This window comes from Imperialibacter sp., assembly GCF_040222385.1.
GTDB lineage: Bacteria > Bacteroidota > Bacteroidia > Cytophagales > Cyclobacteriaceae > Imperialibacter.
Genome location: NZ_JAVKDF010000053.1, coordinates 1 through 23,798, shown reverse-complemented (window position 1 = coordinate 23,798; position 23,798 = coordinate 1). Strand labels below are relative to the sequence as shown.

At 46.7% G+C, this 23,798-nt stretch carries 15 protein-coding genes; 6 read left to right on the top strand and 9 right to left on the bottom strand.

All coding sequences use genetic code 11. From position 1 onward, the window contains the following. Nucleotide 1 precedes the first annotated feature (1 nt). The 6 genes from RIG68_RS24880 to RIG68_RS24855 all read left to right on the top strand — a co-directional run bounded on the left by RIG68_RS24880 (nucleotide 2) and on the right by RIG68_RS24855 (nucleotide 13,914). Nucleotides 2-1,591: a RagB/SusD family nutrient uptake outer membrane protein gene (locus tag RIG68_RS24880; RefSeq protein ID WP_350128832.1), complete on the top strand. Its 1,590-nt coding sequence runs from the start codon at nucleotides 2-4 to the stop codon at nucleotides 1,589-1,591. 155 nt (nucleotides 1,592-1,746) lie between these two features. Next, nucleotides 1,747-5,106 (top strand): VCBS repeat-containing protein, encoded by a 3,360-nt coding sequence (locus RIG68_RS24875; RefSeq protein WP_350128829.1) that lies wholly within the window; start codon nucleotides 1,747-1,749, stop codon nucleotides 5,104-5,106. Between the two features lie 10 nt (nucleotides 5,107-5,116). After that, entirely contained in the window at nucleotides 5,117-5,686 is a 570-nt protein-coding gene (locus tag RIG68_RS24870; RefSeq protein WP_350128826.1) for a hypothetical protein, read from the top strand. 23 nt (nucleotides 5,687-5,709) lie between these two features. Next, nucleotides 5,710-9,132, top strand: coding sequence for a VCBS repeat-containing protein (locus tag RIG68_RS24865; RefSeq protein ID WP_350128823.1), 3,423 nt, complete (start codon nucleotides 5,710-5,712; stop codon nucleotides 9,130-9,132). Further along, the gene (locus RIG68_RS24860; protein ID WP_350128820.1) at nucleotides 9,129-12,515 is read left to right on the top strand and encodes a VCBS repeat-containing protein; all 3,387 of its coding nucleotides are present in this window, start codon (nucleotides 9,129-9,131) and stop codon (nucleotides 12,513-12,515) included. Before RIG68_RS24865 ends, RIG68_RS24860 begins: the two co-directional genes overlap by 4 nt. A 31-nt stretch (nucleotides 12,516-12,546) precedes the next feature. After that, complete coding sequence (locus RIG68_RS24855) at nucleotides 12,547-13,914, top strand: vanadium-dependent haloperoxidase (RefSeq protein ID WP_350128817.1); 1,368 nt, start codon at nucleotides 12,547-12,549, stop codon at nucleotides 13,912-13,914. Nucleotides 13,915-13,988: 74 nt separating this feature from the next. Here the strand turns inward: RIG68_RS24855 and RIG68_RS24850 are convergent, their stop codons facing one another. From RIG68_RS24850 to ispG, 9 genes are all read right to left on the bottom strand, one after another. Continuing rightward, entirely contained in the window at nucleotides 13,989-15,674 is a 1,686-nt protein-coding gene (locus tag RIG68_RS24850) for a sodium:solute symporter family protein (protein ID WP_350128814.1), read from the bottom strand. 15 nt (nucleotides 15,675-15,689) lie between these two features. Further along, on the bottom strand, nucleotides 15,690-15,836 hold the full coding sequence (locus RIG68_RS24845) for a hypothetical protein (RefSeq protein WP_350128811.1): 147 nt from the start codon (nucleotides 15,834-15,836) through the stop codon (nucleotides 15,690-15,692). A 12-nt stretch (nucleotides 15,837-15,848) separates the two neighbouring features. Beyond that, nucleotides 15,849-18,347 (bottom strand): PIG-L family deacetylase, encoded by a 2,499-nt coding sequence (locus RIG68_RS24840; protein WP_350128808.1) that lies wholly within the window; start codon nucleotides 18,345-18,347, stop codon nucleotides 15,849-15,851. Nucleotides 18,348-18,523: 176 nt separating this feature from the next. Further along, the gene (locus RIG68_RS24835) at nucleotides 18,524-19,162 is read right to left on the bottom strand and encodes a peroxiredoxin (protein ID WP_152000119.1); all 639 of its coding nucleotides are present in this window, start codon (nucleotides 19,160-19,162) and stop codon (nucleotides 18,524-18,526) included. 96 nt (nucleotides 19,163-19,258) lie between these two features. Continuing rightward, the gene (locus tag RIG68_RS24830) at nucleotides 19,259-19,777 is read right to left on the bottom strand and encodes a hypothetical protein (protein WP_350128805.1); all 519 of its coding nucleotides are present in this window, start codon (nucleotides 19,775-19,777) and stop codon (nucleotides 19,259-19,261) included. A 305-nt stretch (nucleotides 19,778-20,082) separates the two neighbouring features. Beyond that, nucleotides 20,083-20,793, bottom strand: coding sequence for an SGNH/GDSL hydrolase family protein (locus RIG68_RS24825; protein ID WP_350128802.1), 711 nt, complete (start codon nucleotides 20,791-20,793; stop codon nucleotides 20,083-20,085). Next, the gene (locus tag RIG68_RS24820) at nucleotides 20,786-21,142 is read right to left on the bottom strand and encodes an MmcQ/YjbR family DNA-binding protein (protein ID WP_350128799.1); all 357 of its coding nucleotides are present in this window, start codon (nucleotides 21,140-21,142) and stop codon (nucleotides 20,786-20,788) included. Before RIG68_RS24820 ends, RIG68_RS24825 begins: the two co-directional genes overlap by 8 nt. Further along, the gene (locus RIG68_RS24815) at nucleotides 21,142-21,342 is read right to left on the bottom strand and encodes a DUF6728 family protein (RefSeq protein WP_350128796.1); all 201 of its coding nucleotides are present in this window, start codon (nucleotides 21,340-21,342) and stop codon (nucleotides 21,142-21,144) included. Before RIG68_RS24815 ends, RIG68_RS24820 begins: the two co-directional genes overlap by 1 nt. Nucleotides 21,343-21,347: 5 nt before the next feature. Continuing rightward, nucleotides 21,348-23,342: a (E)-4-hydroxy-3-methylbut-2-enyl-diphosphate synthase gene (ispG, locus tag RIG68_RS24810; protein WP_350128793.1), complete on the bottom strand. Its 1,995-nt coding sequence runs from the start codon at nucleotides 23,340-23,342 to the stop codon at nucleotides 21,348-21,350. Nucleotides 23,343-23,798: the final 456 nt, after the last annotated feature.

Here is a 23,798-nt window from a genome sequence, read left to right as displayed (position 1 = left end):
AATGAAAAAATCATTCTTAAGACGTATTCTTTTAGTTGGGCTGGGATTGACAGTTTTTAGTCAGTCTTGTACCGACCTGGAAGAAGAGTTATATAGCGATATTACTGCCGACAACTTCTTCAAAAATGAAGAAGAGTTCATAGCAGCACTTGGACAAGCCTATGCAGCCTTCGGCGGACTGGGCAACCACTTCAACCTTTGGTCAATCAATGAGATTTCATCTGATGAAATTGCAATCAGCCAAAAAGGTGGTGACTGGTACGATGGCGGTGTACTCATTCAGCTTCATGAGCACAACTTCCCTGCCAACAACGGACTGTTCAACAGTGCGTGGGGTATGATTTATGGTGGTATTAACACTACCAACCGTTTGATCTACTCATTTGAGCAACTGGGAACACCTCAAGCCGACGCATTTATTGCGGAATTGAGAGCTGTGAGAGCGCTTTGGTATTATTGGGGAATGGATGCCTTTGGTAACATTCCTTTGGTGACAGACTTTACTGACACCGAGCCCCCAGCAAATGCAACAAGACAGGAAGTATACAACTTCATTGAATCAGAACTTGATGCAGTAATTGGCCTGCTCCCGACTGAGAAAACAGCTGCAACTTATGGAAGGATGACCAAATGGGCTGCCCTTGCTATTAAAACAAAGATGTACCTGAATGCAGAAGTGTACACTGGAACAGCCCAATGGGCCAAAGCAGCTGATGCGGCGGAGCAGATCATCAATAGCGGTCTTTATTCACTGGAGCCAGTTTATTCAGATAACTTCGCCATTAACAATCAGAATTCCGGAGAGAATATCTACGTTTATCCATACGACAAGGTGTTTGCGGGTGGATTTAACTGGGTAATGATGACCCTTCACCTTGCCAGCCAAACTACCTTCAGCTTGACTCAGCAGCCCTGGAATGGTTATCAAACTGTGGAGGAATTTTACAATTCTTATATTGATCCGGTGAAAAACCCTGGTCCTCAGGGAGATGTTTGGGCAGGTTTAGCGCTAGAGCCTTCTGAAGGTACTCAAGATGAGCGTTTGTCTAATTTCCTTGTTGGTCCACAGTATAATCCTGACGGCACAATAACACAAGATCCGGGTGTGGATGCAGCTGACCCTAATGGCCCAGACCTTACTTTCACCCCTGCTTTAAATGAATTGTTCCCTAACGGATGGAGACAAGGCGGTGCAAGAATTGGTAAGTATGAGATTGAGCGTGGTGGCACCAACAACATGAGCAATGACTTCGTTATTTTCAGGTTAGGAGACATTATTCTTTCTTTGGCAGAAGCCAAGTTCAGGATGGGAAATACAGGCGAGGCATTGGTTTTGGTCAACCAAATCCGTGAAAGAGCTGGTGTAGATCCTTTTGCTACATTAACCAGCGACATGTTGTTTGACGAAAGAGGAAGAGAAATGTATGTGGAGATGACTCGTCGTCAGGATCAGATCCGCTTCGGTAAATGGCACGATGCGTGGTGGGCAAAAGCAGCTGATCCTGCGGACACTCATGAAATCATCTTCCCGATTCCTCAGCCACAAATCGATTCGAACGATAAATTGGTTCAGAATCCAGGATATAATTGATTCAACTGGGTCGGTTTCCATAATTGGAAATCATCCAAAAATATGGACTCCTGAGCTACTTGCTCAGGAGTCCTGTTTTTTAGCATTCCTTTCGCCAATCAATGTATGGCAATACCCAATTGCTTAATTTGTAACTTATTTCAGACAGAGGGGAAGTGAAATCAATTCGGTCGACATTTGTTTATCTTATTTTGATTGCGGCATTGTTAAATGCCTGCAACCAGGTAGCTGAATCGCCAAATCAGGCTACTCCCCTATTTTCGCTTCTTGATGCCAGTTCCACAGGCATCGAATTTAACAATGAACTAACATACACGGAAGAACTCAACCCCTACACGTTTAGAAATTTCTTCAACGGTGGCGGTGTAGGACTGGGTGATGTCAACAATGACGGGCTCATCGACGTGTTTTTCTCAGGCAATCTGGTGGACAATAAGCTCTACCTGAATAAAGGAAACTTTAAGTTTGAAGATATTTCGGACAAAGCCGGTATTGCAAGCTCGGAAGTATGGACTACTGGTGTAAGCCTGGTCGATATCAACGGAGACGGCTGGCTGGATATTTACCTTTGCAAGTCCGGGCCGTCGGGAGGTCCCAATCGAAGCAATGAGCTGCTGATCAACGACGGCGATACCGTAAACGGTCCGCATTTTACCAACCAGGCTGCGGCCTATGGGATAGCGGATGTCGGACTCTCGGTGCATGCGGCATTTTTTGATTACGACAAAGATGGTGACCTCGATCTATACCTTCTCAATAACAGCATCCGCACCGTTGGTGGGTACGACCTTAGAAAAGGGCAGCGAAATATTCCTGACCTCGATAGCGGAAACAAACTCTACAGAAATGATGGCGGGAAATTCACCAATGTAAGCCAACAAGCAGGTATTTACACCAGTGCCATCGGCTTTGGATTGGGCGTAACGATAGGCGACCTCAACAAAGACAGTTGGCCTGACATTTACGTATCGAACGACTTCTTTGAAAAAGACTATCTCTATATCAATAACCAGGATGGCACCTTCACCGAAGACCTCGAAAGCTACATCAGAGAGCTTAGTATGGGCTCAATGGGTGCCGATATGGCCGATATAAATAACGATGGCCTACCTGAAGTTTTTGTGACTGAAATGCTCCCTGAAGACGACGCCAGGCTCAAAACCACCACCCAGTTCGAAAAGTGGGATAAATATCAGGTAGGTGTCGAACAGGGCTACTACCACCAATTTAGCCGAAATGTTCTTCAGCTTAACAACGGAATCGGGCCAGATGGAAAGTTGAGCTTCTCCGAAGTTTCAAGACTAACAGGCACACATGCCACCGACTGGAGCTGGGGCGCCCTGATTTTTGACATGGACAATGATGGCCTAAAAGACATCTTCGTTGCCAATGGCATTGGCAAAGACCTCCTCGACCAGGACTATGTCAACTTCATCGGAGACCCGGAGGTAGTAAGGAGTATCCTTCAACAAAAAAGCAATGTGATTAAGCAGCTAATTGACTCTATTCCGTCCAACAAGGTGTCAAACTATGCTTTCAAAAACACAGGCAACCTGCATTTCGAAAACTTTGCCAGCCAGTGGGGATTGGGCCTCCCCTCCTTTTCCAATGGCTCTGCCTATGGTGACCTCGACAACGATGGGGATCTCGACCTCGTACTCAATAATGTGAACATGCCTGCCTTTGTGTATAGAAACAACACCAAAGAACAGCACCCGGAAAATCACAGCCTGACCGTCTCGCTGCGTGGCGAACAACAGAACTACTTTGCGGTAGGCTCAAAAGTGACGCTTTTTAGCCAAGGTCAGGTGTTCTATCAGGAGCTTTCGCCTATGCGGGGGTTCATGTCGTCAGTCGACTATCGTTTGCATTTCGGACTCGGCCCAATCGATATGATCGATTCGCTGGTGGTGGAATGGCCCAATGAAACAATAACTATAGCGAGAAACCTCTCCCCCGACAAAACGGTTGAATTCTTTCAGGCAGACGCCGTTAAAAAACCAAACCTGGCGACTAGCGGCCTGCATACAACTGTATTCACTATGGAAGCTTTACCTCCAGGAGTGGATTTCAAGCATGTAGAAAGTTCGTTTGTCGATTTCGACAAGGAACGGCTGCTATTCAATATGCTTTCCAATGAAGGGCCCTGCACCTGCGTGGCCGATATCGATGGCGACGGGCAGGACGACTTCTACATCGGGGGCGCAAAAGGCCAAAGCGGCAGGTTATTCAGACAAACCAAAGACGGCAACTTCCAGGAAACATCGAGCCAGCTTTTTGATAGCGACAAAGAAGCTGAGGATACCGGCTGTGCATTTTTCGATGCCAATGGAGACAATTTACCCGATTTGTATGTCACCAGCGGCAGCAACGAAGTACCCAACATCTCCCTTGCTTTGGTAGATCGCTTATACATCAACAAAGGAAAAGGCCGGTTCGTAAAGAGCCAGCAAATTCTGCCCACCAGCGCTAAATTGGAAAGCACATCGGTGGTAAGAGCGATGGACTATGACAATGACGGCGACACCGACCTTTTTGTGGGTGTGCGAATGACGCCCGGGTTTTATGGAGAACAAAAAAATGGGTACCTGCTCAACAACGACGGCCAGGGCATATTCCAGAATGTCACGATTGAATTTGCGCCCGACCTCACCAGCATTGGCATGATCACTGATGCGCTGTGGAGCGACCTGGACAACGACGGAGCCGTGGATTTAGTAGTCGTTGGAGATTGGATGCCCATAAGGGTATTTCTCAATAGAAATGGAAAATTCATTGAGGTCTCTGATAGGTCTGGCCTGGCTGGCTCCAGCGGCTGGTATCATGCAGTTGCTGCAGGTGATTTTAATGAAGACGGTCTGGTTGACTTTGTAGTGGGCAACCATGGCTTGAACTCAAGGTTCAAAGCAAGTCAGTTTGAGCCAATTTCGATGTATATCAATGACTTTGACAGAAACGGTTCTAAGGAGCAAATACTTACCCGCTATGACGGCGGTAGGGAGCTGCCATTAGTCATGAGAACAGACCTGGTGATGCAAATACCCGCACTGAAAAAGAAATACCTGCGATTCAAAAACTACGTTGGCCAGGGCATGGATGAAGCATTTACTTCCGAGCAAATTTCAAATTCCATCATTTTGCAAGTCAATGACCTCTCCTCTCAGTTACTTCTCAACAAAGGCAATGGGCAGTTTAGCTCGCAACCGCTTCCGCTGGAGGCTCAATTCGCCCCGGTGTACAGCCTGCTTGTTGAGGATTTTGATAATGACGGCCATTTGGATGTATTTTTGGGTGGCAATCAATACAGGGCAAAGCCTGAGACGGGGATTTATGACGCCAGCTATGGCTTGATGCTTAAGGGCGACGGAAAAGGAACCCTGACCTCACTGAAAGGTGCTGAGTCCGGCATACACACCAGGGGAGAAATCAGGTCGGCGCAAAAAATTAAAGTGGGAAAACAAAAAATGATAGTAGTGGGGAAAAACAATGACGTCCCGGAGTTTTATAGTTATTAAGATGATGAAAATGAAATTTAGATCAATTGGAGTAATAGTAACCTGTGCATTTTTGAGTGCAACGTTGTTTTTTTCATGCGACTCTTCAGTTGGCAGCAAAACGAGGAAAGAAAACTATGACAGTCTTTTCCTGGGCTTCCATTTTGGCATGGATCGCAAAGAGTTCTTTCAGTATTGTTCTGAAATGAATCAGAAAAAGCTTTTTGCCCATGGCACAGGTGCTACAAGTGTGCAATACGAACTCAAAGATGAATTCAAAGCGCCTGTGATAATGAGGTTCTATCCTTCATTTCATGACGAGAAGATCTACGAGATGCCCGTCACCTTCACCTATGAGGCCTGGGCCCCATGGAATAAGCAGTATTGGTCGGACGTGCTGCTGGAGGAAATGTATGAACAGTTTAAGGTCTGGTACGGCGACGGTTTTCAGGTGGTTAACCACCCGAATCAAGGCAAGATTTATGCAAAAATAGACGGAAGACGAAGAATCAATTTGTTTATTCGAGATGATCAGTTTGTGCAGGCGGTGTTCTCTGATATGAAAGTCGTCACTGAATTAGAAAAACAGAAAGAGAATTAGTACTCCCTTTAAAAGAAGGTAAAATGACCAAGTACCAAACAGCGAAGAGTTTATTCCTTACCCGTGTGGTTCCTATTACGGCATTGGTGTTTACTATCGCCTGTCAGCAGGAGTTGGACAATGCTGCACCTACCCTCTTCAGAACAGTGAAAAGTAGCGAAAGCGGTATTGCCTTTGAAAACAACCTTACTTTCACGAAAGAATTTAACATTTATACCTACAGAAACTACTACAACGGAGGCGGTGTAGGCTTGGGGGACATGAACAATGATGGGTTGATTGACATCTACCTGACAGCCAATATGCTGCCCAACAAGCTATACCTCAATCAGGGAAACTTCATCTTTAAAGATGTAACGGAAACAGCGGGCGTAGCTGGCACTAAGGCGTGGTCCACTGGAGTAAGTCTTGCCGATGTTAATAGCGATGGCCTTATAGATATCTATGTCTGTAACTCAGGCGATATAAAGGGCGACAACAAGCAAAATGAGCTGTTTATCAACCAGGGGCCTGATGCGGAAGGACTTCCTGTTTTCAAAGAAAGTGCTGAAGAGTATGGAATAGCGGATCAGGGATTTTCAACGCATGCTGCCTTTTTCGACTACGACAACGACGGCGACCTTGATCTCTACCTCCTCAATAACTCCTATCAGGCCATAGGAAGCTTCAACCTTCGCAAAAACGAACGACCCGTAAGAGATGACGTTGGTGGTGACAAGCTATTTAGAAATGATAACGGCCACTATAACGACGTAAGCATTGAGGCCGGTATTTATGGCAGCGTCATCGGGTTTGGACTGGGCGTTACCATTGGCGACATCAACAAAGACGGTTGGCTGGACATCTATGTTTCTAATGACTTTTTTGAAAGGGACTATCTTTACCTGAACAACGGAAATGGTAGCTTTAGAGAGGTGCTTGAATCAGAAATGAGGAGCATTAGTGCTGCGTCGATGGGCGCTGATCTGGCCGATATTAACAACGATGGCTATTCAGACATCTTTGTTACCGATATGCTGCCTGAAGCCGAGGAACGGATCAAAACCGTTACCACCTTCGAAAACTGGGACAAATACCAACTCAACCTCGACAACGGATACTGGCACCAATTCAACAGAAATATGCTCCAGTTAAATAACGGAGACGATACTTTTAGTGAGATTGGGCGACTGGCCAATGTGTCGGCTACTGACTGGAGTTGGGGGGCGCTTATTTTTGATTTCGACAATAATGGCTACAAGGATATTTTTGTTGCCAACGGCATTTATCAGGACCTGACCAATCAGGACTTCCTCAAGTTTGTCACCGAAGAAAGCACTATTCAGCGTATTATTTCATCGGAAGGAGTTGACTACAAGCAGCTGGTGGAATTGATACCTTCTCAGGCTGTGCCTAACTACGGCTTCATGAACAATGAGAATTACTCTTTCACCAACAAAGCCAAAGAGTTAGGATTGGGCCAGCCCAGTTTTTCCAATGGGTCGGCGTATGGCGACCTGGACAACGACGGTGACCTTGACCTCGTGGTCAATAACGTGAACATGCCCATTTTCCTCTATGAAAACAAAAACGAAGATTTCAATCCTGACAATGGTTTTTTGAAATTCAAATTGGAAGGTGTTGGAAGCAACACTTTTGCCACGGGTACCAAAATCACCGTCGTGGCTGGAGGAAACAGGCACTATATCGAGCAAATGCCCATCAGAGGGTTTCAGTCTACCGTCGACTTTCGTCCGAATATTGGATTGGGCAAGGCTTCCAAAGCCGACTCGGTGATTGTGGAATGGCCTGGTGGATCGGTCACCATACTGACAGATGTACCCACCAGGCAGACACTGACTCTTAGCCAGAAAGATGGAGTGCCCTCACAAAACAAGCCAATGGAAACTGGCTCAAATTCCGGAGAAACGATGTTTGAGGCCATTGCCGCAGATCAAGTAAAGGCAAGTATAGACTATCAGCACAAAGAAAACCTGTTCGTCGATTTCGATAGAGACAGGCTGATCTTTCATATGTTGTCGACAGAAGGACCATGCATGTGCAAAGGCGACGTGAATGGCGACGGAAGGGAAGATGTGTTTATTGGCGGAGCAAGGGAAATGGCCGGCGAACTATTTATCCAGAGACCCAATGGCACCTTTGGGTCGGAAAGTAAGCTTACTTTTGAAAAAGATAAAAGTGCTGAAGATGTGGATTGTGCAATATTTGATGCCAATGGCGACGGCAAGAATGACCTGTATGTGGCCAGCGGAGGTAGTGAAGTAACAAACAGCTCCCCTTCCCTATCTGATCGTCTCTATATCAACAAAGGCAGTGGCAGCTTTGAAAGAACTGCCCAGGTACTTCCAGCCAATAAGTTTGAAAGTAGCTCAACTGTGAACGTAGCTGATTATGATGGCGACGGTGACATGGACTTGTTCGTTGGTATAAGAACAAAGCCCTATTTCTATGGAGAGCCCGGCAATGGTTATCTCCTGCAAAACGATGGTAACGGAAATTTTGAGGAAGTTAGTAGCACCATAGCTCCTGGTCTCAAAAATATCGGAATGATTACTGACGCAGTGTGGTCAGACGTTGACGCAGACGGTGACCAGGATTTGTTGGTTGTTGGGGAATGGATGGCAATAAACCTTTTCAGAAATGATGGCGGAAAGTTTACAAATACCTCTACCGAAGCAGGTTTTGCCAATACTGAAGGTTGGTGGAACACCATTGAAATGGCCGATCTCAACGGTGATGAGCTACCCGATTTTATCGTTGGCAACCATGGGCTGAATTCCAGGTTCAAAGCGTCTGCTCAAAAGCCCATCAACCTCTTTCTAAGTGATTTTGATCAAAACGGGTCGTTGGAGCAAATTCTAACTCAGTATAACGGTGATTTCTCCTACCCGGTAGCGCTTAAGCATGACCTGGTGATGCAATTGCCGGGTCTCAAAAAGAAATATCTGAAATACGAAAACTTCAAAGGACAGAAAATGGAAGACATTTTCACCTCAGAGGAATTAGCAAATGCCACCAGGCTTACTGCAAATATACTGGAGTCAGTGGCCCTCATTAATAAATCGAACGGACGCTTTGAAATCGTGAAACTGCCTCAGGAAGCCCAGTTTTCGCCGATCTACGCTATTCTAGCCAACGATTTCAACCAGGACGGGGTGACGGATCTTCTTCTTGCGGGAAATCTTTATGATACTAAACCTGAGGTTGGCCGGTATGATGCAAGTTATGGCGTGATGCTTCAAGGCAACGGACAGGGTGGCTTCAAAAACGTTTCAGCCAAACAGTCGGGCTTCTCATTAAAGGGGCAGGCAAGGGAAATGGCCTTCATGAAGGTAGGAAGCCAGCAAATGCTCCTCGTAGCCAACAACAATGATGCGCTGCAAATGTTTGTCTACCACCCAACCTCGGTTATTATTCCGCAGAAAACAATCGAAATCAACAAATGATGCTGTACCTGCGTCATCCAAAATATGGTCTGCTACCAGGCCTGGCTTTCATTTGCCTCCTACTATTCTCAGGCTGCGACGATGGGCAGCCTAAGGCCACTCATTTGTTTGAATCGGCTTCGTCTGACCAAACCAATATTGGCTTTTCCAACACCCTCACAGAAGACGAAGAAATCAACCTCATCGAATACCTCTACTTCTACAATGGGGGCGGTGTTGCCATAGGTGACGTAAATAACGACGGGCTGCTGGATATCTATTTCTCTGCCAATCAGGAAGACAACAAGCTCTACATCAATAAAGGTGACTGGACGTTTGAGGACATTACTGACAAGGCCGGTGTGGCTGCCTCAGGCGCATGGAAGACTGGTGTGACAATGGTTGACATTAATGGTGACGGCTTTCTCGACATTTATCAATGCAGACTGGGCAAATACAAAGGTATCGAGGGCTCCAATCAACTGTTTATTAACAACGGAGACCTTACATTTTCCGAAAAGGCATCAGTGTATGGTTTGGATTTCAGCGGATTCAGCACACAAGCCGCCTTTTTTGACTACGACCTCGATGGCGATCTCGATGCCTACCTTCTCAATCATTCAGTACACACCGAACGAAGTTACGGGAGAGCTACATTACGCAAATACGATGATGGAAATGCCGGAGACAGGCTTTTCAAAAATGACAACGGAAAATTTACCAGTGTAACCAAGCAGGCCGGCATCTATTCGAGCAATATCGGCTATGGCCTGGGGGTAGGCATAAGCGACGTCAACGCTGATGGCTGGCCCGATATTTACGTTTCCAATGACTTCAATGAAAACGATTACCTGTATATCAATAATGGGATGGACACGCTTGGGCTGGTCAGCTTTACTGAGTCGATAGCGCAGACAATTGGGCATACCAGCCGATTCTCCATGGGAAATGATTTGGCAGACTACAACAACGACGGTCTTATCGATATCATCTCGCTGGACATGCTCCCGGAGGACGAAGAAATTATCAAGCGATCGGCAGGTGACGACTCGTACGAGATCTACAGTCTCAAGCTCAAATTTGGGTATGGTCGGCAGTTTACCAGAAACGCCCTCCAGCTCAACAACGGTATCCAGGGCGATGGACTCCCCAGCTTTTCCGAGATCGGCCAGCTTGCCGGTATTCACGCCACCGACTGGAGCTGGTCTCCTCTGCTCGCCGACTACGACAATGATGGTTACAAAGACCTATTCATATCGAACGGCATCAAAAGGAGGCCCAATGATATGGACTACATCAATTTTCTTTCAAATAGAGACTTGAGAGACGGGCTCGTCAATAATCCAAATTTGAGTGACCGAAAGCTGGTGGATGAAATGCCTGACGGAGCCGTGCACAACTACCTGTTCCGAAACAACAAAGACCTGACTTTTTCTGATGTAAGCAGCCAATGGGGAATGACGGCTCCGTCCCTCTCCAACGGCGCTGCCTACGCCGACCTTGACAATGACGGCGACCTTGACCTCATAGTCAACAACATCAATGAAGTCGCCTCCTTGTACAGAAACACTACGGCTGAGTCGGCCAGCAAAACAAAACAATCTTACTTAAAGGTAATTCCGCTGGGTAAGGGGAAAAACACGTTTGGGATAGGCGCCAAACTGTTTGCGTACGCAGATGGTAAGGTTTTTTATCAGGAAAATTTTGTCAGCAGGGGGTTTCAATCTTCCGTGAGTCCGTGGGTACATTTTGGCCTTGGGGAGATCAAAACACTTGACTCCCTGAGAGTGGTTTGGCCTGGTGGCAAAACGCAGCTTCTGACAAAGGTCGAAATCAACAGGTCGATTCAGCTTGAGGAAACTGAAGCCAAGTTGTTTTACCGTGCCGTTGAACGGAAAGAACGCCCCTTGTTGATAGACGTGACTGATGGCCAGGGTATTGACTTCACTCACAAAGAAAACAATTTCAATGATTTCAATAGAGAATTTCTCATTCCTCATTTGGTTTCCAAAGAAGGCCCCAAAGTAGCAGTGGTAGACTTTAATTCCGACGGGAAAGATGATTTCTACATTGGTAATGCTTCAGGCGCATTGAGCTCCTTCTTTGTTTCGGCCAGCGACTCTACCTTTTCAACCTTACTACTTCCTCGCCAGGTCGACAACATGAGAATGGAGGAAACTAATTGCCTCTTTTTTGATGCCAATGGGGATGGCCTTCCTGATCTCTACATCGTTTCAGGTGGAAATGAATTCTCACCACGAAATAATAATCTAAAAGATAGGCTCCTAATAAACAACGGAGCTGGCGGGTTTACCGATCAGAGCAACGGACTGCCCGATGCATATCAGCACGGTTCGGTAGCCACGGCTGCCGACATTGACCAGGATGGAGACCAGGATCTATTTATTGGCGGGCGGGTGGTACCCGGGCAGTACGGTGCGCTGCCGCTCAGCTATGTGCTGCTCAACGATGGCACCGGCAAATTCACCGATGCAACCGCTGATATCGCTCCTGCGTTGGGGGAAGTGGGCATGGTAACCGATGCACAGTGGATCGACCTGAACGGCGATACTTATCCCGAGCTCGTCGTCGTTGGAGAGTGGATGCCCATAGCCATTTACGGTAACAACAAGGGCCAGCTGACCAGGCTCTATTTCGAAGGACTGGCCCATTCTAATGGCTGGTGGAGCGCTTTGAAACTAACTGACGTAGACAACGATGGTGACACTGATTTTATAGTGGGTAACCTTGGGGCAAACACACGTCACAAAGCGACGCTAGAGTTCCCCATGCATCTCTATAGCAACGATTTTGATGAGAATGGCTCTATGGATCAGGTTCTTTGCTACTCTACACCACAAGGGGTTTTCACCGTGAATACCAAAGACGAGTTGATCAAGCAAATTCCGTCTTTGAAAAAGAATTTCGTAAAACATGTCGACTTTGCAGGCAAAACGGTAGAGGAAATTTTTGGCGAAACGGCACTGAACAACAGCCTCCACCTACAGGCCAGCACTTTTGAAACAGTTTGGGTTGAAAACATCAACAATCAGGGTTTCAAAATTCACCCACTACCGACACAGGCTCAATTTGCACCCGTGGCGGCTATCGAAACAGCGGATCTCAATGGTGACGGACACACTGACATATTGCTTGGTGGAAACAGCTTCAGCAGTTCGCCTTATTTCGGAACTTACGATGCCAGCCAGGGTCTTGTGCTTTTAGGGGATGGAAAAGGAAAGTTCAACCCTGTCAGCGCCAGAAAAAGTGGTTTAAAGGTCGCCGGCGAGATAAAAGACATCAAAACGCTACATTTTCCGGGAAAACTGCTTTTCGTCATTGCAAGAAACAACGATAAGCCCGTCATTTACATGTTAAACAATACAGTCGAAAATATTTTTTAATTTTGCACCCAGAAGAACAAAGGAGAAAGTGATGTTAAAACGTTTTTTACTAGGAACATGCTGTGTGGCTATTGTGGGTCTAACCCTAAATGGCTGTAATACATCAAAGGGCGAATACAAGGAGGTACTGAAAGATCCCCAACTCTACCATGCGTCGGTCAAAAAACTTACTGACATAATCGTTCACGATATTTTTTCCCCGCCGGTTGCCAGCCGAATTTATGTGTATCCAAATATTGCTGCCTACGAGGTGCTTGTCAACCAATATCCTGACTATCAGTCGCTGGCTGGCCAACTAAACGGCCTGGACGAAGCTCCGAAGCCAGACCCTGCCAAAGAAATGGATCTGCACCTGGCTTCTATACATGCTTTTCTTACCGTTGGCAAAGCGCTGATATTCTCTGAGGATAAAATGGACGTTTTCAGAAACAAGCTTTACAACAAAATACAGGAAACCGATATTCCCTCAGATGTTTTTGACAACTCCATTGAGTATGGCGAAACAATGGCCAAGCACGTCATGGATTGGGTGGCGCTGGACAACTACAAACAGTCTCGGTCTTTTCCCAAATACACCGTGATGGATAATCCAGACTACTGGAAACCAACGCCGCCAGACTACATGGAGGGTATCGAGCCTCATTGGATGAAAATCAGAACTCTGGTGCTTGACTCATGTAATCAATTTGTACCGAAACCACCTACCCCTTACGACATGGCAAAGACCAGTCAGTTCTATAAGGAGCTGATGGAGGTCTACGAAACAGGTGTTAATCTCACCGAGGAGCAAACTGATATTGCCAAGTTCTGGGACTGTAACCCCTACGTTTCTCACCACAAGGGCCACGCTATGTTTGCCACTAAGAAGATTACACCTGGGGGACACTGGGTTGGCATCACCGGCATTGCCACGAAACAATCCAAGTCCAACTTCATGCAAACCAGCGAAGCCTATACCATGGTGACAATCAGCCTCTTTGATGGGTTTATTGCTTGTTGGGATGAAAAATGGCGGAGCATCCTGATCAGACCTGAAACCGTAATTAACCAATTTGTAGACGAAGATTGGGTGCCCCTATTGCAAACCCCCCCCTTTCCTGAATATACCAGTGGACACAGCGTTATTTCAAACGCAGCCGCCTCCGTACTTACTAAGTTGTACGGCGAAAAATTCAGTTATCACGATACCACCGAGATGGAGTACGGCCTGGAGCCCAGAAACTTCGATTCCTTCTTTGGAGCTAGTGAAGAAGCCGCCATTAGCCGTCTTTATGGAGGCATTCACTACATGCCTGCTATCACTGAAGGCATTACCCAGGGCCGACAAGTGGGTAGTTGGGTGCTCGACAACGTGAAGACAAGAAAAGGCTCGCTATCGGAAGCTAAAAAAGAAGACTAGCCAATAATTCTCAGCGGTTTGAAAAGCCCGTCAATCGATAAATCAATCGATTGACGGGCTTTTTATTGATGCGATCAGTCCTTCTTAATAGCTGTATTGATGACAAAGGCCAGAGCGATCACACCAACACAGCCGATGACATTGTACCACAAATATGCAATGTCGGTGGTTTTAAAGAGCACTATAACGACAAGCTGAGAAATGACGGCTGCCCAAAAAACGGCTGGCCCCTTGATGACCTTGATGAAGAATGCAACCAGGAATATGCCAAGGATGCTCCCGTAGAATATAGAGCCAAGGATGTTCACAGCTTCAATGAGGTTCTCCACCAAATTGGCAAAAAGGGCAAAGCCAATGGCCACCAGTCCCCAGAAGGCGGTGAAAAACTTCGATGCATGGACAAAATGTTTTTCGGCTCCATCCTTTTTCACCAGCCTCATATAGAAATCAACGGTGGTGGTGGAAGCAAGCGCATTGAGTTCCGAAGCTGTCGACGACATTGCTGCAGAAAATATAACAGCGAGTAGAAGCCCAATAACGCCCACAGGAAGATATTCGAGAATAAACGACAGAAAGATATAATCGGAGTCTTTTGTTTCCGTCGAAGCATCTACCGACGTAAGCAGGTTCTTTACCTCTTGCCTGGTCTTCTCCGTCTCTGCCTGATATTGAATAACTAAAGCTTCATTACTTTTTATTGCGGTTTCATTGTTTGCAATCCTTGCGGTCTGCAGGTCAGTGATCGCCTCTAGCTTTTGATCAAATACCTCCCTGTGTTTGGCCTCCAGCGCCAGATATTCATTGGCTTTTGCCGACCCCTCAATCATTTCCACATTCGACACTTTGAAATGAACAGGAGGCAAATTATACTGGTAAAATATAAACACCATTACCCCTACAAAAAGGATAAAGAACTGCATGGGAATCTTTAGGATGGCATTGAACATCAATCCCATTCTACTTTCAGCTACATTTTTACCTGAAAGGTAGCGTGATACTTGTGACTGGTCGGTGCCAAAATAAGACATCTGCAAAAACAGACCTCCTGTGATGCCCGTCCAGAAAGTATACCTCACATCGCTGTCAAAAGAAAAGTTCACGACCTCCAACTTACCTAAACTACCAGCGAGACTAAGCGCATCGCTAAAACTGACACGCTCAGTAATGAGGTAGATGAGGATGCCAAAGGCGACAAACATGCCTATCATGATCACCGCCATTTGCTGTTTTTGGGTGATGCTAACAGCCTTGCTTCCCCCACTTACTGTGTATAGAACCACGAGTCCTCCAACCAGCATAATGGTATAAGAGAGATCCCAGTGGAGCACTGTTGAGATGATAATGGCTGGTGCATAGATGGTAATACCCGCCGCAAGCCCCCTTTGCAATAGAAAAAGAAAGGCTCCGAGGAGTCTCGTTTTAAGATCAAACCTCTTTTCTAAAAATTCGTACGCAGTGAATACCTTCAGCTTATAGTAGATCGGGATAAAAACTGCAGAAACGATAATCAGAGCAAGAGGTAATCCAAAGTAGTTTTGCACGAAACCCATGCCACTTTCGTAGGCCTGTCCCGGTGTCGAAATGAAAGTAATGGCTGAGGCTTGCGTGGCCATCACAGAAAGTCCAATGGTTCCCCATTTAAAGCTTTTGTCGCCAAGTAAATAGCCATCAATATTGGTGTGGCTTTTATATTTCAGTGTACCGTACCCCACAATGAACGCTAGGGTACCGAGTAATACAATCAGGTCAATGTTGCTCATGCGTAGGAATTAGGGTCAGGATTGATAGGTAACGGTGAACCAGTAAAACAGCCCTATCAGCACCACAAAAAATGCCATTACAAAAAGGTAAATGGCCTTCCATGAGCCCAAAAAGGGTGCGTCATCCATCTCATCCTCCCGAAGTTCTCTTTTTTCAATCACAGTAGTTGTGGGTTATTTTTTTCCTAATGAAATCAAGTTGGTAAAGAGGCGATAAGCGCCTGGAACCCCTGCCGGAAGCTCCCGAAACCATGAATACCCCGTATATACATAATAGCCTTTGCCATATTGTGCCACCAGCAGGCCACCAGAAAGAGGCTCCTCTCCCGGGTCGTTGCTGCTCAATATTGGCTTGAAATGGTCATCCCACTCCGATGCGAAGTAGAGACCACGCTCCTGCACCCAGCCCTCAAAATCTTTTTCTGTGATCTTGTTGGGATAGCTGAGCACCTCGCTTTTTTCATCCAAAAATCTTACCGGGGCTTCCTCCACTGTCACTCTGTCCCGGCCAATCTTGATCGGATAGGGGGCAATTTTATCGGTAACCATTCCGCCAGAAGTCAGGTATTGGACAATCACCGTGCCCCCATTCTCTGTGTATTTGAATAGCTTCTCATTTTCATACTTAAGCTGATCCATTGTATTAAAGGCCCTTACCCCCAGGATGATGGCGTCATACTTTTGCAAATCCTTCGATGCCACGTCTTCCATCGTAAGCTCATCAACGGTATAGCCAATTTGCCTTAAGCTTGCCGGAATCTCATCGCCAGGGCCCATCAAATAGCCTACAAGCTGGCCCTTCTTTTCAAGGTCAATTCTCACCACCTGCGCCGACGATTCGGGGAAGAGTGTTTGCACAGGAATATGCGCATAGTTGATTTCGATCAGGCCCTTGCTGTAAGTTTTTCCACCAACTGTGGCAACAGCCGTCACTGTGCCGGTTCCCTGCTTCTTTGGTGGCGTTACCGAAAACTCAAACACCTGACTTGCCCCTTTCGCTGCCAGGCTAAATGGCTGGCTGGCTGGTTTCGATTCCCAGCCTTTTGGCAAACTTAGGGCTACAGCCCCCTCAATATTTGCCTTGCCAGACTTTACTGTGACTTGTACGGTTCTTGGCTCACTGTCGGCAAATACGTAAACCTTTTCATTGATGTCGGCAAATACAGGTGGTGTCACCACAAAAGGTCTGTAAACCTCACCATCCACCCTATCGTTTCTTTTAAAGATCAAAGGCATTTCCAAGTCCAACTCCAGCCCATCAACAGCCACCACATAGTTGACCATTACAGCAGGCGGGTTTTCCGGAAGCCCTCTCAGTAGCTGATCATCCACAGCATACATTCCGATAGTACCTTCCTTTTGCAGCCAATAAGGCTGCGAATAAGACATGCTGGCAGGAATAACGAAGCTCTTCTCAAGTTGAAACCCCTGGTTGTTTTCCAATTTCTGGTCCAGCGATACACGGTCATTCAAGGCATTGACAACAAGCGCCTTGAGGACAAGCGTCGCAGGCGACCGGTTGATTACCTCAAAATTCACTTTTACTGAGTCACCGGGTGTCACTGCATATTCATTAGCCTTCGCTTCCAGGAAAAGGCCTGTGATACCTTTGATTAGTGTTTTGATTTCCTCCTGCTTCACCTCTCTCCAATACACATCACTTATGCCATTCATTGCCTGATAAGCCTGCATCAAGTCAGGAAGAATAAGCGTGGGGTTTTCAGGATCAAAGTTGATAAATGCATTTTCCGTATGGAACGCCACTTTATCACCGCCTTTTACCCGCCTCCATGTGGTTTCCACACCCTCCATCACGTCCTCTTTGGCTGCCTCTCCTCCAAGATGCTGAAGGTACTCAACATTTGTTCCCCTTGAACCGGTAGCACCAAATCCCTGACTCTTGTGCATGCTCCTGCTCTCAGCAGATAGCTCTGTGTACGACTTCCCCAGCAAGGTGCTGTAGGCCCCAACATCCACCCCAATCCAATCCTTCGAGTCGTAGTCTCCGGGATTGGCGTAAAACCATCGGGAAGTATTCCAAAGGATGCGTTTTGGCTGCCAGGTGGTTACATATTTCAGTTGTTCGGGAAATCGCTTTGGGTCAGCGGCGGCTTTGAAAGCCTCGACTGCAAGAATCGCTGACGCAGTGTGATGACCATGGCTTTGTCCGTCAGGTGGAAATCTCGTGATCAAAACGTCGGGGCGAAATTTCCTGATGTTCCAGATCATGTCTGAAAGCACTTTCTCTCTGTCCCAAATTTGAAATGTCTCCTCAGGGCTCTTTGAGTACCCAAAATCATTGGCTCTGGAAAAAAACTGTTGTCCACCATCGGTTCTTCTTGCCGCCAGCAGCTCCTGGGTTCTTATGAGCCCAAGCAGCTCTCTGATCTCAGGGCCGATTAGGTTCTGTCCGCCATCACCACGGGTGCAGGCCATGTAGGCAGTTTGGTACAGCCTTTCGTTGGCCATGTAGGCGATCATTTGGGTGTTCTCATCGTCTGGGTGTGCCGCTATGTACATGACCGAGCCTAGCACATTGAGCTTCTTTAGCATTTGCTTTAGCTCGGCACCATTGTAACGGGCTGGTTTTTGTGCTTGTAAAGAAACGGAGAGTAATGTGGCAATAAAGAATAAAACAATAGGTTGGGCAAGGAACCTCTTTTTCAAACGCATAGACAAGTGGTTTAACTTGCAACTTAAACGCCTCAAGGTTAGGAAGGTTTGGAAAATTAATCGGGTGGTGAAATAGCCGGAGTAGTGGTGTAACTTGCCCATTGTTAGAAAAAAACAAAGACCACTGGGTTGCTACCTCAGTGGTCTTAATATCATAGAAAATATGACACCATTCCCTACAAATTAGGCTGCGGAGTAAGCCTCAAGTAAGGCTTCACCTTCTTATATCCTTTGGGAAACTTCTTGTCGGCATCTTCATCGCTGATAGCCGGTGCGATCACCACTTCCTGGCCATTTTCCCAGTTAGCCGGAGTGGCTACCGAATAGTTAGCTGTTAACTGCAGGCTGTCGATCACTCTCAATAGCTCGTTGAAGTTTCTGCCGGTAGAGGCCGGATAAGTAATCATCAGCTTCACCTTCTTATCGGGGCCAATAATAAACACAGACCTTACTGTAAGCTTCTCGTTGGCATTTGGGTGGATCATATCGTACAACTCAGCCACTTTCCTGTCGCCGTCAGCGATAATGGGAAAGTTCACATTCGTATTTTGAGTCTCGTTGATATCCTTGATCCAGCTATTGTGGCTATCCAGTGGGTCAACGCTGAGTGCCACCACTTTCACATTCCGCTTTTCAAATTCGCCTTTGAGCTTGGCTGTTGTTCCCAGTTCGGTAGTACACACTGGTGTAAAATCGGCAGGGTGCGAGAACAATATGCCCCAGCCGTTGCCCAGCCATTCGTGGAAGCTGATAGGGCCTTCTGTGGTTTCTGCTTTGAAATCCGGCGCTATATCGCCAAGTCTTAGTGTTGCCATAATTGATATTTATTAATCTACTTAATTGATAGAATAAAGGTAAAGTACTTCACCAGAACTTTTCAACACCGGGCAATGAAAAAGAGTTTGGGAAAATTAAAATCCTGTTCCGGTAGTGTCGGCTACATCGAGCGGAAGCTCAGGCTCCAATGCCTCGTCCTTTGGCTTTTTGTTCCTTTTGCGGAAAAGGCCCTTCTTTTCTACCGGAGATTCATTGCCCAGGGAATCCAATTGAGGCGTAGCGGCACCATCAATCTGAAGAGAGTCTTCCGCAGCTGGCACCTCTTTGGGTGCTACGAATACCTCGCCAAACAGCTTGTTATAGAATATTTGCTCTTCGTTAAACTGATCCTTAGGGTCATAGTTCCTTATGTACTTCTTCGGTGCAGGCTTTGTCGGAGGCGCTGTGGCAGGCTTGTCTACACCTGAAGAGTCGGTTGACACAGGTGCCAGTGAATCTGCAGCGGCCATTTCATCCTGGTACAAATCTTCATCAAACGTAACCGAATCAGCAGAAATAGGAACGAACTGGTTCTCCATTTTCACTGTCTTCAGGTTATAATTCTTAACGAGATAGGGATCACGGGTGATAATGCCATTCTTGTTCTTTTTCACCCACGGCCCATATTTAGGCATAGAATCAGGCCCAAATGGAGAGAACGCAAGCATCCTAAGGGAGTCGTCAAGGATAAAGGTGCTTTGAAAAGCAGGGCAAATTTGATTGCTTTTACAGGAGATCAGTCCGGCAATTGTTATAACTACAATTAAAAAATACAGGCCAGAGCGATATCTCATTAAATGCCGATGGGTTGATTATCTGTCAGACAGAAAATTGTATTATAAAAAGCTAGCCGGCTTTGTTTAGTTTACCAATAAACGTCAAATATAAAAATATTATTGGAGGCGAAAAAAGGTTCTTTCTATTTGATCATTGATTCAACCACAGGGAGGATTTTGGATACCCACTGAGTATACATCTTTCCAGAAGGATGCAAACCATCGTTCGCCACCAATTCAGGGTCGTTGGCTGCTTCTTTCGACCCCGGAGTGATGTTCACAAATGCCACGCCAAGTTTTTTGGAAATAGCCTCAGCTGCGCTGTTAAAGGCATCTATCTCCTTCCCTATCTTTTCCGGGTTTCGGTCAGCAGCAAAAGGAGTGACACCATAATCAGGAATACTAACAACAAAAACTTTTTCGGCTTTCCCACCTGCGAAGTGGATGCCTTGTACCAAAAGCGCTTCAAATTGCTTCTTATATTCTTCGAGCGAGCGACCTCTGTATTGGTTATTCACTCCAATCAGCAGCGACACAAGATCATAAGGTGGCTTCGGGGAGGCATTTTCAATACCTTTTTGCAGCTCATCGGTAGTCCAGCCAGTAGTGGCAATAATTTCCGGAGATGCCACGGCGACACCACTTTGGTTAAGTGCTGCAGCCAGTTGAACAGGCCACCTCTCGCTCTCAGCAACGCTTTCCCCTATTGTGTAGGAATCACCAAGCGCCAAAAACTTCAAACTGCCCGCCTGATCCATACTTTCTGTGTTTTGTTTATTTCCCTCGTTGCACCCCAAAAGAGCCATGTACGAAAGTAGGAAAATGGTTAGAAAAGTGTATTTCGCTTTACTCATAGTTGGCAAGCTCCTCCTTCAATTTCTTTGGCAAGCTATCAACAATCAACGCATAGGAGTGATCGATCAATTCGTACAGGAGCTTGTCTCCCACAGACCCGTCGGTGTCCACGGTGTTCCAGTGTTGTTTATTCATATGATAGCCGGGCTTCACCCCTTCGTAGGTTTCCCTTAGCTGAATCGCTCTGTCAGGATTGCATTTGAGGTTGACACTTCGAAAAAGCTCGACATCAGCCAGAGCAAACATCTTTCCCATCACTTTGAACACCAGCGTATTGCTGTCAAAAGGGAAGCTTTCTGTGACGCCAGGTTTTCGAATGCAATAGTCTCTATACTCTTCTATGTTCATTACATCAAGCGGCGAATGGTCCAGATGATTAGTGCCATTAAAAATAAGAGGATCGAAATTTTGTTGATCCCATGCATCATCCTTAGGTTGAAGTTCGGCTTGTTATTGGGATCCTTTTTACGGAAGTAGTATTTCAACACTTCGCTAAAGTCGAAGTAGTTGGTGCTTTCTTTCTTCTCCTGATTCTCTGAGTTTGCCATACTGGTTATGCCTCCACTTTTTCGGGATCCGTCCATCTGCCGTCTTCCCTGATAATTTCTATTAATTCGTCTACTGCCTTTGCTGAGGCGACTGACCTTTTCACTACCTCCTTGCCTTTGTACAAGGTGATTTTACCTTTGCCTGAGCCCACATAGCCATAATCGGCATCGGCCATTTCACCCGGGCCGTTGACAATGCAACCCATGATACCAATCTTCACCCCTTTCAGGTGATCGGTGCGCTTGCGAATCATGGCGGTGGTTTCCTGCAGGTCAAACAGCGTTCTGCCACAAGAAGGGCATGAAATGTATTCAGTCTTCGACATTCTGGTGCGGGCCGCCTGCAAAATACCAAACGAGGTGTCATTATAAAGCTTGATCTGCGGCTTGACAGCGTCGTTCCCGGCCAACGTTTGATTAGACCAACCCAACATAATGCCGTCGCCGTAGCCATCGATAAGCAATCCCCCCACATCAGTGGAGGCAAACAACATCAGCTTATCGTCAGAAATCGGCTCAAAATCTCTTTTGATGATGACCGGCAGTTTCGCTCCTGCGTCCTCCAGCACGAAGAACGTCCGACGCAGCGCCGGGTAGGCATGTGCGTTGTCTGTTTTTATAATAAGCACAAGGTTCTTTCTTTTGGCTAGCGTTTTCCAGTCGGCCTCAAAAGCATCCTCATCAGAGAGTTGAACAAAATTGAGCTCCGGGTGCAATTTGGCAATGCTTAAATCGCTGATATCAATCAGCGGATAAGTGTTTTTCTGATCAGCATGATTAACCCAAACTCCGTAGTCCATGATCTCCCTCAGGCCATTGGGCAGCATAAAGGGCACAGGGGTGCTTCCCGAATAGACGTAATCAGTGCCGTAGTCATTCATTCTCCATTTGTCGGGCTCCGGCAGATAAAAATGACCCGTTACCTTCAAATCAGGATACTCTGGATTTTGTAGCCTGCTGATGTCCGTAATTACCCTTGGCACATTGGTGCCGCCGATATTGGAGACTTCCAGGGAATGGCGTTTTGTGTATTCAAAAGGACTGTAAGGCGGGTTGTCAACAGGAACAATGGTCTTATGCCCGGCCCGGTTATTGTATCTTTCGACTAATGCGCTCGCTACTGGCAGCTCCAGCTCAGGCTCTTCGGTTAAAGAAACCCTGACTGTATCTCCCAAACCGTCCTCCAGCAAGGTCCCAATACCTACAGCTGATTTAATTCTACCATCCTCAGCCTCGCCGGCCTCAGTCACGCCAAGGTGCAGCGGATATGGCTTGAAGCCTTCGTCGTCCAGCATTTTCACCAAAAGGCGGTAGGCTTGCACCATCACCTGGGTATTGCTCGACTTCATAGACAGCACAATGTTGTAGTAGTTCAGCTCTTCAGCAATCCGCAGAAACTCCAGCGCCGACTCCACCATGCCGAGCGGCGTGTCGCCATAGCGGCTCATGATCCTGTCGGAAAGCGACCCATGATTGGTACCAATGCGCATGGCCGTGCCATACTCCTTGCAGATCTTCACCAGCGGAATAAACTTCTCCCTGATGCGGTTCAGCTCCTGCTGATAGGCGTCGTTGGTGTACTCAAAAACTTCAAATTTCTTTTTGTCGGCATAGTTGCCTGGATTCACCCTCACCTTTTCCACAATTCTGGCCGCAAGCTCAGCAGCGTTGGGAGTAAAGTGGATATCTGCCACTAACGGCGTATTATACCCCCTTTTGACCAGCTCCTTTTTGATGACCTCCAGGTTCTGTGCCTCCTTCACACTGGGAGCCGTGATGCGCACATACTCACACCCGGCTTCTATCATTCTGATAGACTGCTCAACAGACCCCATCGTATCCATGGTATCGATAGTAGTCATCGACTGCACCCTGATCGGATGATGAGCGCCCATAGGAGTATCTCCAATGGTTACCTCAATCGTTTTTCGCCTCGAATAAGAGGTGAGACTGTTGCAGAAGTTGATTTTTGACAGAAGGGCTGCGTCCGCAGTGTGCATAAACTAATGGTATAATAGATTGTGCAAAGTTAACTAATAAAGTGTTTAAGTGTTTGGAAGTGGAGGAGGAAAGAGTGGCCCGGTAGGTTTGAAGACGGAAGACCGGAGAGGCGTCGGTACAGCTAGCGGCCAGTAGCGTCGGGGCTGTCAGACGCCGGGGAGTGCTTGAAGGAGAGCAGGAAGGGTTTGAAGGAAGTTCGAAGACGGGAGACTGAAGCAAGGCGTCGGTACGGCTAGCGGGCTTAAGCGATGGGGCTGTCAGACGCCCTGTGTGAGTCGAGATTGGGAAAAGGTGCGCCGAAAAACAACCGGTGTGAGACTGTTCAGAAAAGTGTGTCATAAGTATAAGTAAAAATAAAATGAGAACTTATGACAGAAATGGAATCAAAGAGACCACCTCGGAGTGAGTTGGAGCAACTTTTCGAGGAAGCATTACAGACACTTAAGTCGGGCAAA

Bases quoted from the DNA above. Each gene is read 5' to 3' on its own strand.
- RIG68_RS24880 (WP_350128832.1), top strand. From the start codon at position 2: ATGAAAAAATCATTCTTAAGACGTATTCTTTTAGTTGGGCTGGGATTG.
- RIG68_RS24870 (WP_350128826.1), top strand. From the start codon at position 5,117: ATGAAATTTAGATCAATTGGAGTAATAGTAACCTGTGCATTTTTGAGT.
- RIG68_RS24865 (WP_350128823.1), top strand. From the start codon at position 5,710: ATGACCAAGTACCAAACAGCGAAGAGTTTATTCCTTACCCGTGTGGTT.
- RIG68_RS24860 (WP_350128820.1), top strand. From the start codon at position 9,129: ATGATGCTGTACCTGCGTCATCCAAAATATGGTCTGCTACCAGGCCTG.
- RIG68_RS24855 (WP_350128817.1), top strand. From the start codon at position 12,547: ATGTTAAAACGTTTTTTACTAGGAACATGCTGTGTGGCTATTGTGGGT.
- RIG68_RS24850 (WP_350128814.1), bottom strand. From the start codon at position 15,674: ATGAGCAACATTGACCTGATTGTATTACTCGGTACCCTAGCGTTCATT.
- RIG68_RS24840 (WP_350128808.1), bottom strand. From the start codon at position 18,347: ATGCGTTTGAAAAAGAGGTTCCTTGCCCAACCTATTGTTTTATTCTTT.
- RIG68_RS24835 (WP_152000119.1), bottom strand. From the start codon at position 19,162: ATGGCAACACTAAGACTTGGCGATATAGCGCCGGATTTCAAAGCAGAA.
- RIG68_RS24825 (WP_350128802.1), bottom strand. From the start codon at position 20,793: ATGAGTAAAGCGAAATACACTTTTCTAACCATTTTCCTACTTTCGTAC.
- RIG68_RS24820 (WP_350128799.1), bottom strand. From the start codon at position 21,142: ATGAACATAGAAGAGTATAGAGACTATTGCATTCGAAAACCTGGCGTC.
- RIG68_RS24815 (WP_350128796.1), bottom strand. From the start codon at position 21,342: ATGGCAAACTCAGAGAATCAGGAGAAGAAAGAAAGCACCAACTACTTC.
- ispG (WP_350128793.1), bottom strand. From the start codon at position 23,342: ATGCACACTGCGGACGCAGCCCTTCTGTCAAAAATCAACTTCTGCAAC.